Annotated in this window: 11 protein-coding genes; 5 read left to right on the forward strand and 6 right to left on the reverse strand. The window is 64.0% G+C overall.

Features of this window, described 5'->3' with window-relative positions:
* The first annotated feature begins 115 nt into the window (after positions 1-115).
* From AB7G19_RS23800 to AB7G19_RS23820, 5 genes are read left to right on the forward strand one after another with little or no spacing between them, the layout of a single operon-like run.
* Positions 116-277, forward strand: a complete 162-nt coding sequence (locus AB7G19_RS23800) for a hypothetical protein (RefSeq protein ID WP_193375689.1) — start codon at positions 116-118, stop codon at positions 275-277.
* Positions 278-284: 7 nt separating this feature from the next.
* On the forward strand, positions 285-2,213 hold the full coding sequence (locus tag AB7G19_RS23805) for a glycosyltransferase (RefSeq protein WP_441268137.1): 1,929 nt from the start codon (positions 285-287) through the stop codon (positions 2,211-2,213).
* Between the two features lie 3 nt (positions 2,214-2,216).
* Positions 2,217-2,957 carry an ABC transporter ATP-binding protein gene (locus AB7G19_RS23810; RefSeq protein WP_354123646.1) on the forward strand — a complete coding sequence of 247 codons (741 nt, stop codon included), beginning with the start codon at positions 2,217-2,219 and terminating at the stop codon, positions 2,955-2,957.
* Entirely contained in the window at positions 2,954-4,333 is a 1,380-nt protein-coding gene (locus tag AB7G19_RS23815; RefSeq protein ID WP_354123645.1) for a glycosyltransferase family 4 protein, read from the forward strand. The genes AB7G19_RS23810 and AB7G19_RS23815 overlap by 4 nt, the downstream gene beginning before the upstream one ends.
* Positions 4,334-4,345: 12 nt before the next feature.
* Positions 4,346-5,704: an O-antigen ligase family protein gene (locus tag AB7G19_RS23820; RefSeq protein WP_441268138.1), complete on the forward strand. Its 1,359-nt coding sequence runs from the start codon at positions 4,346-4,348 to the stop codon at positions 5,702-5,704.
* Between the two features lie 5 nt (positions 5,705-5,709).
* Here AB7G19_RS23820 and AB7G19_RS23825 read toward each other — a convergent pair whose 3' ends face one another.
* The 6 genes from AB7G19_RS23825 to prfB form a co-directional block, all read right to left on the reverse strand.
* The gene (locus tag AB7G19_RS23825; RefSeq protein WP_441268139.1) at positions 5,710-7,893 is read right to left on the reverse strand and encodes a hypothetical protein; all 2,184 of its coding nucleotides are present in this window, start codon (positions 7,891-7,893) and stop codon (positions 5,710-5,712) included.
* Positions 7,894-8,130: 237 nt separating this feature from the next.
* Positions 8,131-9,366: an ABC transporter substrate-binding protein gene (locus tag AB7G19_RS23830; RefSeq protein WP_354123642.1), complete on the reverse strand. Its 1,236-nt coding sequence runs from the start codon at positions 9,364-9,366 to the stop codon at positions 8,131-8,133.
* Between the two features lie 109 nt (positions 9,367-9,475).
* A complete protein-coding gene (locus AB7G19_RS23835; RefSeq protein ID WP_354113156.1) occupies positions 9,476-10,381 on the reverse strand; it encodes a DMT family transporter in 906 nt (301 codons plus the stop codon).
* A 78-nt stretch (positions 10,382-10,459) separates the two neighbouring features.
* A complete protein-coding gene (locus tag AB7G19_RS23840) occupies positions 10,460-11,335 on the reverse strand; it encodes a DMT family transporter (protein WP_354113155.1) in 876 nt (291 codons plus the stop codon).
* A 14-nt stretch (positions 11,336-11,349) separates the two neighbouring features.
* Positions 11,350-12,231, reverse strand: a complete 882-nt coding sequence (locus tag AB7G19_RS23845; protein ID WP_283018754.1) for an NAD(P)-dependent oxidoreductase — start codon at positions 12,229-12,231, stop codon at positions 11,350-11,352.
* A protein-coding gene (gene prfB, locus AB7G19_RS23850) for a peptide chain release factor 2 (protein ID WP_166341001.1) occupies positions 12,231-13,362 on the reverse strand; the annotation gives its coding sequence in 2 pieces (ribosomal slippage) (positions 12,231-13,292 and positions 13,294-13,362; 1,131 coding nt in all). The genes AB7G19_RS23845 and prfB overlap by 1 nt, the downstream gene beginning before the upstream one ends.
* Positions 13,363-13,391 lie beyond the last annotated feature (29 nt).

Raw genomic sequence — 13,391 nt, forward strand, 5'->3', positions numbered from 1 at the left:
ACCCGCGCCCCACGTGGGACACAATCCCACTTATTTCTCCCTTCCGATTGACGTGGTAAATTTTCCCACGTAAATGAGACGCCACTGAGGGCGCGACGTAAAGGGACTCACACCCATGGCTGACCGTTTGGTCCGCAATTCCAACTCACTGCGTGCTGTGCCGGCTCCTGACTGGGGGCGCGGCGCAATCGAGCCGATGCTGCCGGCGCTGTTGCGCGGCGTGATCTTCATCTCGGTGCTGGCCGCACCGTTCGTCGCGGCCCTTCTCGCAGGCTGACACCATCATGCATCACACCAGCGAAACTCAGCGCCGCCCGTCGGTGCTGCACATCTTCAAGATCTATTATCCCGATCTGTTCGGCGGCACGCTGACGGTGATCCGCGACATCTGCGCCAGCCTGAAGGACAGCTTCGCCTCCGCCGTGCTGGTCTGCTCGCAATCGGCCGAGCGGCGCGAGATCGTCGTCAATGACGTGCCGGTCGAGCGCGTTCGCTCCTTCGGCAATGTCCTGTCGCTTCCCACCGCTCCCACCTATCCCTGGCGGCTCTGGCGCAAGATTGCCGAGCACGATTTGCTCGCGCTCCATGCCCCCTTCCCGCTCGCCGACCTCGTTTTCGCCTTCGGCTTCGGCGCCAATCGCCCGCTGGTGGTGCACTGGCATGCCGACATCGTCACCCATGCCGGCCTTCGCTGGTTCATCGAACCGTTGATGCGGCGGACACTGCGCCGGGCGAAAGCGATCATCGTCTCGGACCACGCGCTGATCGAGAACACGCCGTTGCTGCGGGAATTCGTCGACAAATGCCACGTCGTGCCGTTCGGCATCGACACCTCGGGTTACGACTGGCCGAAGATCGAGCCTCACCACGTGAACGATCGCGGCCGGCTCGTGCTCGCCTGCGGCCGGCTCGTGCCCTACAAGGGCTTTGACGTCCTGATCCGCGCCGCCGTCAACCGCAAGTTCGAGGTCTGGATCATCGGCGAAGGCACCGAGCGTCCGCGGCTCGAGCAGCTGATCCGCGAGCTCGGCCTCGGTGACCGCGTCCGCCTGCTCGGTTCGGTGAACGACAGCGAGCGCATCAAGCTGATGTGCCTGTCCGACGTCTTCGTCATGCCGTCGGTGACCAATGCCGAGACCTTTGGCCTGGTCCAGCTCGAGGCCATGGCCGCCGGCCGCCCTGTTGTGAACACGGCGCTCGACACCGCGGTGCCGCGCGTCGCCCGCCATGGCATGGAGGCGATCACGGTGCCGCCTGGCGATGCCGAAAAGCTCGGCGATGCCATCGACACGCTGATCAGCGATCCCGAGCGCCGCCGCCGCATGGGACTGTCAGCCCGGACGCGCGCCCTCACCCGCTATTCCGCCCCAGCCTTCAGGGAAGGCATGCAGGCCGTCTACCGCGACGCCGTCACCGCGTCGTGCAGGGAACCCGCAACCGCCGCCGAGCTGCCGCAGGCGACCGGCTGGCTGGACACCGTCCGGATTGCGGCGGCACTGGCCTGGTCGGACATGCGCCACCGCTACGTGCGTTCGCTGCTCGGCCCGTTCTGGATGTCGCTTCAGATGGCGATCATGGTCGCCGTATTGGGCTCGGTGATCGGCCAGATGTCGAGCGCCGACATGCTGGCGCGCCTGCCGATGCTGGCGCTGTCGATGACGGCCTGGACCTTCCTCAACAGCGTCGTGCTCGATGCGACCACGGCGCTTCAGAATTCCGCGAGCCTGATCCGCGACCGGGCGCTGCCGCCGGTGATCTTCCTGCTGCAATGCACCTTCCGCCAGGCGCTGTTCGCGCTGCATAACGCCTGCGTGCCGCTGGTGCTGTGGCTGATCCTCTCGCCCCACGACCTCTCTCACGCGCTGGCGGCGCTGCCCGGCCTCCTGCTGTTCATAGCCTGTACCTTCGCCCTGAGCCTCGTCCTCGGCGCGACGGCAACGCGCTATCGCGACCTCAAGCCGATCATCGAATCCACGCTGATGCTCGCCTTCCTCGCCTCGCCCGTGATCTGGTCGGCCGAGATGATCAATCACCGCTCGACGGTGATGCGGCTCAATCCGCTGACGCATCTGTTCGCGGTATGGCGCGAGCCACTTGCAGGCGGCCATATCGATCCCGCCAGCATCGTCTACGTCCTCATCACGCTGGCGCTGCTGATCTTTGCGAGCGTGCTGACGCTGGTCCACCTGCGCAAAGCCGCATTCTGGATTTGACGCATGGTCTCGATCAGCCTGCACGATGTCTGTCTCGACTATCCGCTCTACGGCGCCTACGACTTCTCGCTGAAGCGGCGGCTGCTCGGCCACCTCATCCGCGAACCGGGCAAGATGCGGATCATCCGCGCCGTCGACAACGTCTCGATCGAGGCCGAAGCCGGCGCCCGTATCGGGCTTGCCGGGCCCAACGGCTCCGGCAAGTCGACGCTGCTGCGCCTGATCGCCGGTGTCTATCCGCCGAGCAGTGGCCGCGTCACGGTCCGGGGCAACGTCGTGCCCCTGCTCGGCCTGAACGCCGGGGTCAATCTGGACTTCGTGGCGGAGGACAACATCGCGCTGCTGCTGCGGATCAGCGGTCGCAAGCCCACACGCAGCGTGATCGACGAGATATGGGCCTTCACCGAGCTCGAAGCGCGCATGCAGCGCCTGCCCCTGCGGATGTTCTCCTCGGGCATGCTGATGCGGGTGTTGTTCGCGACCGCCACCGCTTTCCCGGCCGACATCCTGCTGCTCGACGAATGGCTCAGCGTCGTCGACGAGCATTTTGCCGAGAAGGCCGAGAGACGGCTGCAAAACCTGGTCTCGCAGGCGGCGATCGTGATCATCGCCTCGCACGACCTGCCGCTGCTGCGCCGCACCTGCTCCAGCATCATCAACCTCGATCACGGCCGCATCGCCTCGACCATCGCGGTCGAGCCGCCCGTCACGCACACCTTTGAGCTCCGAGAGAAACGCGCATGAAACAGAACATCCTGGTCGTGTCCGAGTCGCTCGGACAACCCAATCACAAGCGCGGCATCTTCCACTTCACCCGGGAATTGGTACGGTCGCTCGCGTCGGAAGGCCACGAACTCACGTTGCTGGTGGAAACCTCAAAGCGTTACCGCAAGCTATGTCGGCGCGAGCGACGCACGAAGCTGTTTCCGGCGCAGTCACGCAACATCGAGCTGCTCGCTCTTTATCGCTTCCTCGACGAGGTCAACGTGAGCGGGCCGGTGATGCTCAGCGGCGCGCGTCGCAGGTTCGACTGGTTCCGCCACAAGGCCACCATGCTGCTGTCGCGGGACAATATCCTCTGCCTCCTGCGCGCGATCGGCCTGCTTGGCCTGCACGCCCGGCTGATCGAGAACCGGACCGCCGCGCTCGAATACATTCCGCCGGATATGCGCCATCTCGAACTGTTCAGCGAATTCCAGCTCGAGCCCGGATTCTTCAACTATCAGGACTCCTCGGCCTTCTTCCTGCTGCCGCCGCCGCGGATCGACGCGCGTGACTATGATCTCATCGTCGTGGACACCCCGACGCGGGTCGCGATCAGGCGCAAGCCGAACGCCAAGGTGATCTGCGTCGTCCACGATTTGCTGCCGCTCACCGACCTCAAGCTCAGCGACATCGCCACGCGGCAGTTCCTGGCGCGGATCGGCACCAGCCTGCGCCAGGCTGACGAGCTCGCCTTCGTTTCAAACTATAGCATGATGCGGTTCAGGGAACTGTTGCCGCAATTTGCGCACCTGCCGGCGCGGGTCGTGTATCCCCGCACCCGGTTCGACGCCCCGGATGTCCTCCACCTCCCAGCCCTGTCGGGGCGTCCGGGGCGGCCGAACTTCGTCATCATCGTGTCGAACGAGCCGCGCAAGAACGTCGCCACCGTCATTCGTGCCTTCCGCAACGTCCCTCAGGCCGATCTCGTGGTGATCGGTCATGCGGGCCAGATCAGCCGGATGCGCAACCTGCCGCCAAATGTCCGCTTCGCCGGCTATGTCGACGAGCATGAAAAGGCCGCCATGATCGCGGAGGCGCACGGGCTGATCATGCCGAGCCTGGCCGAAGGCTTCGGCATACCGATCATCGAGGCGCTGGCCGCGAACACACCGGTGCTATGCTCCGATATCGCGGTGTTCCGTGAGGTCGCAGGCGAGCTCGCCGACTATTTCGATCCGTTCTCGACCGATGCGATCGCAGCTTCAATCACCCGCGTGCTGACGCGGCAGGAGGAATGCCGCGGCCGCATCCGCGCGCGGCGACACGAGCTCGCCGAGCGCTTCGGCTACGAGACCCAGGCGCGCGACTTCCTCGGGCATGAGATGCCCCGGGAAAGCCTGGCCGCCGCGCAATAAGCGTCGTTGCACATGACTGCTGAAACCGCGGAATGGTCCGGCCCGGCCGGTCGACAAGCCTTGCGCGCCCGATGGCAGGCCATGGGCAAATCGCGCGCTCTGATCGGGGCCGCCGATGTGCTCGCTGTGTTGATCGCGGCGTCCCTGCCCTGGTCGACCACAGCGGCTTCGATCTTCGTCGGGCTCTGGCTGCTGGTGGTGACACCGACCATCGACTGGCGCGACTATGGACGCCAGCTCGCACGGCCTGCGTTCGCCCTGCCCTTTGTCTTGCTGCTGCTCGCGCTTCTCGGCACGCTCTGGTCGGACGGCGCGTGGGCCGACCGGGTGCATGCGATCAAGCCGGTCGCAAAGCTCGTGCTCATTCCAGCACTGCTCTATCACTTCAGCCGATCCGAACGCGGTTTCTGGGTTTTCCTTGGCTTTCTCGTATCCTGCGCGCTGCTTGCAGTCTACTCCTGGATCGTGCTGCACGATCCCGCCTGGAAGCTCACCGCGACCGCGTCGGCGGGCGTTCCCGTCAAGAACTACATCGACCAGAGCCAGGAATTCACGCTGTGCGCCTTTGCGCTCGCGCTGCCGGCGTTGACTTTTTGGCGCGGCGGAAACGTGGTCGCGACAGCCGTCTGTCTGGCATTGATCCTGCTGTTCGCCACCAACATGGCGTTCGTCGCCTTCGCGCGCACGGCGCTGCTGTGCATCGCGGTGCTGCTTGGACTGCTCGCCTGGAGGCATTTGAGCCGACGCGCGGCGCTGGTCCTGCTCGCAGGCACGATAGCCGCGAGCGCGCTGGCCTGGACGACATCGCCCTATCTGCGCCACCGCATTGCGGACATCGCCGTGGAATACCGCCACGGCCACGAGGACATCAGCCGAGCCTCGACCGCCCAACGCCTGACCTATTGGCGCAAGGCGCTTCACGCCATTGCCGAGGCGCCCCTGACCGGTCACGGCACCGGGTCGATCAAGCGCCAGTTCGAGCGCGCCGCCACCGGTGGAAGCCGCCTCGATGCGGAGATCGTCAGCAATCCCCACAACCAGACCCTCAATGTCGCAATGCAATGGGGCGTACTCGGCGTCGCTCTGCTCTACGCCATGTGGATCGCCCACCTTCGCCTGTTCCTTGACGAAGGCCTTGCGGCCTGGATCGGGCTCGTGGCCGTCGTACAGAACATCGCGAGCTCGCTTCTGAACTCGCATTTGTTCGATTTCCACGAAGGCTGGATGTATGTGCTGGGCGTTGGCGTCGCCGGCGGTATGGCGCTGAAGGCAAGAGCCGGACCGCATCTGCATTATGAGACCGGCATCGGGGGTGAAGCGGTCGATCCGCAGAGATTTCTGCGCGCCCGCGTGCGGCTCAGCGCCGACTAGGCCTTTTACTCCGCCGCCACGCAAGCCACCTGGGGGGGAGCCAACGCAAAGACGCCGAAATCGGGCACGACCATTTCGAGTTCGCGGCGATAGCTTTCGTAGCTGAGCGCTCCCGGCCGAATGAAGCCGAGTTGAAGCGTGTGATCGACCACACGCCTGAGAACGATCGGAGCGCTCGCCGGTGTAAACTGGGCGCCACCGGGATTGGACAGCGTCGTGATCAGACCGCGTGCGGGCTCGTTTCTCTTATCGGGACGTGACACCATGATCAGACGTATCGCTCCCTTTTCGAGGGTGACGAAGTTCAGGAACGGGCGTCCATCCGGGATGTAGACACGGCCCCTCTGCGTGTGCCCGGCATCAACACGCTCGCGTTCCTCGAACATGAGACAGGACTCGGTTTCGTCCCAATGAATGCCGATGATGTAGGCACTGATGATCTCGGGGTTGGAGAACGCGGGCCTGAAGCAGACGTAGTCCCCCTCGAAGGCCTCCACTCCCGCGCGATCGCGGTAACCAAGATCATCGGCGACGTCGAACCTAGACGTCGCTGGCGGAGGTTCGAGTCCGCCGGCAATCGACGGCGCATCATGCAATGGAAACTCCTTGTGCGGACTGGTGGCTATCCGCTCAGCAGTGACGTTGCGTATGCGCTCGGACTCATTGAAGACCGCGAGGACCATGCCGCCGACGATGAAGCCGGTTAAGCCAGTGCTTAACGCCACCAGTTGGATCGCATCCTGCGGATGTACATAGAACAGAGCCAGTACTTGCTGGCCGATCATATGCGCGACCAGCCACCCCGCACAGGTCAGCGCGGCGCCGTTCGCGAGAGCCCCGAGGGCCGCCACGCGGTACCAGCTCATCCGCGAACATCCCATGTAGGAACAAATGAGCCCGAGGGAAATCGTACAGATGAAAGGCGTGATGACGCCGTATAGCCGCTCGATGAACTGCCTAAGAACGTCCTGATATCCTCCTCCCTGCATCAGGGCGGACACTAGTGGAATGCCGATCCGGAGCCCAATCGACAGCCCCACGACGACGAGACCGGCGACAACCAACTCGGCGATAGGCGGATATCCGGGTGTGTTGCCTTCCTTGCGTCCGATGAAGCGTTGCGCCACGACGATCGCGCCCAGGACTGCGAAGCCGATCGAAGCGCCGAACGTGACCGCAATCGTCAGCACCTTGCCGACGTCGATCGGAAGTGTTCCCGGCATGAACACCATCATGCCAATGCTCCAGGCCGTCACGAGGAAGATCGTCGTCGCCCATTGATCCAGCCCAAAGGTCGGCCCCGGACTGTAGGCGAAGCCCATCCTCGCTAGCCGCTGCAATCGGCCGCTATGGGTCCGTTCGCAAAACAGGACATAGCGAGACACGAGGCCGCAAGTGAGGTTGGTGACCTCAGCAATGTTGCGGTTCAAAGCGTCCTTCAATTCCGGGGTTGGAAGCGACGACGTGAAAAAGGCAAGACCGGCGTGCATCATCTCTTCGTAACGGGCATCCCCACGAGCCGCCACCGCGTCGCCCAATTGCATGATCATGGCGTAGGCGGATCGGCCATAGCCATTTCCGGTGAAGTCGAGTGCCGCGGCATTCTGCCGGGGTCCGACGAACAGGTTGTAAAGGCCGATGGCTCTTGTGAAGCGGTCGGGAAGAGTACCGTCCCTGCTGAAACTCAACGCTTGCGGACCGATATTCTCCGAAACGATTTTGGTCACCTTGCTTCGAAGGTCGTCGCGCGGGACGAAACCCGTGGTTTGCGCGAGTTCAAATGCGAGTCGGTCGGCTTCACGCGGAATGGCGGCCAATCTGACACAAAATGCGCGCGCGGCCCGGTCGATCCGTGCCACCTGCCGGAATTGCGAAGCGACGACGATGATGAGCACGGCCACGATCGGAGCATATTGAGCCAGTTGCGCCTGCGCCTTTGGATCTACCGCCTTCACCTGGCCGACGATGAAGTCGAACCCGATGCTGCCCTGGACGAGTCCGATCATGACGACCAGCCAGAGCGGTATCATCAGGGCATAGTAGAATATCACCCCCCAAAAGAACAGCGCGAAGGTCGTACCGGACCGATTGGTGGGCGGAGAGTTGAAGCGAGCCCAGGCAACGACAAAGAGTGCCAAGATCGCAATAATCCATTGGCTCTTCGTAACGATCGCTTCAATGATGTCCATGTTACGCGCTCCCACATAGCAGGCGACGCTTGCATGAATGGCTCTGCCCTCGCCGAGGCAGGGCACAATTCAGATCAGGGACATCGTGGAGACGCAGCGCGCGTCGACACAGGTGCCCGAACAATAGGGAAGACTACGCTGGGCCGACCCGGCTGCAATGTGAAGTAGAACACACCCGGGAGGACATTTCTTTAGCGGAGTTGGACACCGCGACCGCTGTTGGCACATACAACCGAACTACGGACTCCGCTCGTGGCCGACCTCGCCGGTGATGACGTCGCCGAACAGCTCCCAGGCCTGCCCGTTGAAGCGCATCAACTGCATCTGCTCGATCGGGAAATAGTCGTCGGTGGAGGTGTTGACCATGATGCCTGGCAGCATCAGATCAGTGTGGAAATTCTTCAGGCTAGTGGCCTGCTTCATCACGTTCTCACGGGTGAGATTGTCACCGCACTGCTTCAACACCTGCGCCATCGCCTCGGCCTGCACATAGCCGTAGATGTTGTTGGCGTTGGCCTTGTCGCCATCGGGATAATATTTGTCCATGAATTCGCGCCACTTCACCACCGCCGGGTCCTTGTCCCAGGTCGGGTCGGTCGGATCCTTCAGATAGACGGTCGAGATGATATCCTTGGAATAGTCGAGCCCGGCGGGCTTGAGCACCGAGGCGACCGAGGTCGCGGTATTGGCGAGGAAGAATTTTGGTTTCCAGCCGAGCTCTCCGACCTTCCGGATTGCCTGCGCCGATCCCTTCGGGGCGGCCCATGAGAAGAAGATGTCGGCGCCCGAGTCATGCAGCGCCACGATCTGCGAGTCGATCGAGGGATCGCTGACCTCATAGGACTTGTCGGCGATGATCATGCCGGCCTTGTCGCCGAGCCCGTCCTTCAGGCCCTTGAACTGGTCCTTGCCGGCGTCGTCGTTCTGCCAGAACACGGCGATCTTGCTGTTGGGGAAATGATCGCGGATGTACTTTGCGTAGATCCGCCCCTCGCTCTGGTAGTTCGGCTGGAAACCCATGGTCCACGGGAAATTCTTGGGGTCCCCGAACTTGGTACCGCCGGAGGCGACGAACAGCTGCGGCACCTTCTTGGCGTTCATGTATTTCATGATCGCCGAGTTCGAGGGCGTGCCGAGCGGCTGGAAGATCAGCAGCACCTCGTCGCTCTCGACCAGCTTGCGCGCCTGCTCGATCGCCTTCGGCGGCGAATAGGCGTCGTCATAGCTGATGAAGTTGATCTTGCGGCCGTTGATTCCGCCCTGGTCGTTGATCATCCTGAAATAGGCGGCCTCGGTTTTGCCGATCACGCCATAGGACGACGCCGGCCCGCTATAGGGCATAATGTTGCCGATCTTGACTTCGGTGTCGGTGGCGCCGGGATCGTATTTCTTCTGCGCCAGAGCCGGTGCCGTGACGAGCACGCCGGCAGCAAGAATGGCGAGGGCAGCAAGGCTTTCGCGACGACCCGGCATCGTTCTCTCCCCTATGTTTTGTAGTCTTGTTTTGCGGAGAGTGTCGCAAGGCCGTTCGCCGCTGGCAAGCGCCGCGATTTTCCGCGCCGTGAAACGACGGACCCGGAACTTACGCGGTGCGCCGCAGCAGTCTCAGCGCGCGCCCGTCGATCACGAGCAATGCGCTACCGATGACGATGGCGCCCGCGATCTCGCGCGCGGAGATCGGCTCACCCAGCACCAGCCATCCCAGCAGGATGGCGGTGACGGGAATGAGCAGAGTCACCAGCATCACGTTGGTCGCGCCCGAACGCCGAATGATCTGAAAGAAGACGATGTAGGCGAGCGCCGTCGACAGGGCGGCAAGGCCAAGCACCGCGAGCCAGGTCGTCAGGCCCGGCATCGAAAGATGCCACGGCTGCTCCATGGCGCCGGCGACGATCGCCATCATCACAGTCGATGCCATCAGCTGAAACGTCGCCGTTCCCAGCGGAGGCGTGTCCTTCAGCAGCCGCCGCGCGGCCAGCGCCGCAAAGCCATAGCTGAATGCGCCGCCCAGGCAGAGCAGGATGCCGAGCCCCTGCCCCGGCCTCGTTTCCCATCCGCGCAGGATGATGACGCCGGCGAGCCCGAGCGCCACGCCGGCCACCCGACGCATCTGCAGGGCCTCTTCGCCGGCCGCCGCCATCACCATCACCGTGAACAGCGGCGTGGTCGCATTCAGGATCGAGGCCAGCCCACTCGGAATGTAGGTCTGGCCGAGCACGATCAGCGAGAACGGGATGACGTTGTTGAGCAGCCCAATCGCGACGAACGGCTTCCAGCCCGCCATGCCCTTGGGAAGACCGATACCCTGCATCCGCAGCAACGGCAGCAGAATGGCCGCCCCAAGCGCGACGCGCAGCAGCACCAGCGTCAGCGGCGGCAATTCCCGCAGCGCCGCGCCATTGAAGAAGAACGATCCGCCCCAGAGAACCGAGAGCACCGCGAGCAGCGACCAGTCTCGCGCGTCGATCCTGTTATCGTTCGGGGACATGTTGCTTCACCTCGGCGGCCGAGCCTGCCGCCTAGAACGGCGCGAGACAGGCCGCCACCCGATTTCCGACAAATTTGCTCAGGAGGGGCGCCGCGAGCGAGCGTCACCGGCAATATCGGCGACAACCGCTCCGATCACCAGCGCGCCGCCAATGAGCGCATGCACGGCGGGCAGTTCGCGAAAAGCGACCCAGATCCAGAACGGCATTAGCGGCGTTTCCAGCGTCGCGATCAGGGAAGCCTGCCCCGAAGGCAACAAGCGCGAGCCGAGCATGTAGAAGGTCAGGCCGAGCGCGACCTGGAGGCAGCCGAACATCGCGAGGATCGCAAGGCTGTTGCCGCCGACATGGGCGATGTCGTGGGCAAAGGGAAGACTGACGAGGCTCCCCATGAAGTTCGACAGCGCGGCCGCGGCCACCATCGACGTCTCGCGATGACGCCGGACCACGACCGTCATGGCGGAGATGGCGAGCACCATCAGGCAGCTCAGCGCGACGCCGCCGAGATCGGCGCCGGCCCGAACGCCGCCGACCGTGATCACCACGCCGGCAAAGGCGATCAGGCTCGCGGTCAGCGTACGCCACGTCGCGGCTTCGCCGAGCCACAGCCACGCCAGCGCAGCCGCAACGAAGGGCTGGGTGGCGATCAGCACCGCCACGTTCATGACCTTGGTCATCTGAAGCGCGGGAATGAACGAGACCATGCCGACCGCGGACAAGGACGCGACGAGCAGGCCGCCCTTCCCCGGCACTACCAATTGCCACAGTGCAGCGCGGCCCTGCATCACGACAAGAAACACGCTGATCAGGCTGCCCGCGAACAGGCCGCGCCAGAACAGGATGGTCCAGGGATCGAACGGCAAGAGGCGCGTGAAGAACGGCGCCGTGCTCCAGGCAACTGCGGCAGCGATGACGAGGGCAATGCCGAGACCGCGATCCGAACGAGGCTGCCCCATGTTGATGCGTCCAGCTAGGTCGGCTTCTTCGGCCGCGACACCAGCTCGATCATCTTGCCTTCATCGTCGTCGGGCATTGCGGCCTTCGCCTGCGCGTAGGACTCGACCGCAGCGCGCGAGACCAGCGGCTTGTCGGCGAGCAGGCTTTCGGCGAGCTTCACGGCGTAGGCGGCATCCTTGTGCCGCAGCGCCGCCGTAAACGTCGCGCCGCTGAAATCGCGGGCGACCATGCGCTTGGAATGACGCTGCACCTGCGGGCTTGCCGCGACACCGGCCTGGATCGATTCCAGCACCAGGTTCATGTCGAGCCCGGCCTGTTCGGCGATGGCGAGGCCTTCGGCAAGGCCCGCGATCTGGATCGCACCCAGGAGATTGTTGATGAGCTTGTAGACGGTGCCGGAGCCGACCGCGCCGAAATGGCGGATGGTCGAGCCGATCGGTTCGAGGAACGGCCGCGCACGTTCGAGATCAGCTGCGTCAGCGCCGGCGAGCAGCGTCAGCTTTCCGGCCGCTGCCGCATCCGGCAATCCCGTCACGGGGCAGTCGATGTAGATCAGCCCGCGCGCGTTCAGTTCGCGGCCCATCTCGCGGGCGTGGTCATAGGAGACGGTGGAGCACTCGATCGCAATGGTGCCGGCCTTTGCCGTCTTGGCCGCGCCCTCAGGCCCGAGCCAGACCGCGCGCGAGGCTTCGTCGTCGGCGACCATGGTCACGACCGCATCGGCATCGATCGCGGCATCCTCAGGCGACGTCGCCCAATGCGCACCGCGCGCGATCAGGTCGTCCGCCTTTGCCTTGCTGCGATTCCACAACGTCACCGTGAAGCCGGCATCGAGATAGCGACCGGCCATGCCGTGGCCCATCCGCCCCAACCCGATGAAGGCGACGCGGGACATCAGTCGACGTCCTCGATGTCGGCGCCGGTGGTGCCGAAGGCGCGCTGCGCCAGGGTTGCGGCCATGAAGTCGTCGAGCTCGCCGTTCAGCACGCCCGACGTGTCGGACGTCTGCACGCCGGTGCGCAAATCCTTCACCATCTGGTAGGGCTGCAGCACGTAGGAGCGAATCTGGTGACCCCAGCCGATATCGGTCTTGGCGGCCTGGTCGGCGGCAGCCTTCTCCTCGCGCTTCTTCAGCTCGATCTCGTAAAGCCGCGCGCGCAGCATGTCCCAGGCCTGCGCCCGGTTCTTGTGCTGGGACCGGCCGGCCTGGCAGACCACGGCAACGCCGGTCGGAATATGCGTCAGGCGCACCGCGGATTCGGTCTTGTTGACGTGCTGGCCGCCGGCGCCGCCCGAGCGCATGGTGTCGACGCGGACGTCGGCTTCCTTGATGTCGATCTTGATGCTGTCGTCGATGACGGGGAACACCTGCACGCTCGAAAACGAGGTGTGCCGCCGCGCGTTGGAATCGAACGGCGAGATGCGCACCAGCCGGTGCACGCCCGCCTCCGTCTTCAGCCAGCCATAGGCGTTGTGGCCCGAGACCTGGATCGTCGCGGACTTGATGCCGGCCTCTTCGCCCTCGGACTCTTCGAGGAATTCGACCTTGAAGCCGTGCGTCTCGGCCCAGCGCGTGTACATGCGCAGCAGCATCTGCGCCCAGTCCTGGCTCTCGGTGCCGCCGGCGCCGGCATGGACTTCGAGATAGGAATCGAAACGATCGGCCTCGCCCGACAGCAGCGCCTCGAGCTCGCGCCGCGCGACTTCCTTCTTGAGGTTCTTCAGCGCGGTTTCAGCCTCAGCGACGACGCCAGCATCGCCCTCGGCCTCGCCGAGCTCGATCATGCCGATGTCGTCTTCGAGCTCCTGCTCGACCTTGCCGATGCCCGAGAGCGAATCCTCAAGCGAGGTGCGCTCCTGCATCAGCTTCTGGGCTTTCTGGGGATCGTTCCAGAGGTTGGGATCTTCTGCGAGCTTGTTCAGCTCAGCGAGGCGCGCCGTCGATTTCTCGACGTCAAAGATGCCTCCTCAGCAGCCCGACTGACTGCTTGATCTCTTCTACCAACCGTTCGATTTCGGCGCGCATGTTGTTCTCTGATCTCGCGGAATCCCGCG

Source organism: Bradyrhizobium sp. 215_C5_N1_1, from assembly GCF_052075935.1.
Taxonomy (GTDB): domain Bacteria; phylum Pseudomonadota; class Alphaproteobacteria; order Rhizobiales; family Xanthobacteraceae; genus Bradyrhizobium; species Bradyrhizobium barranii.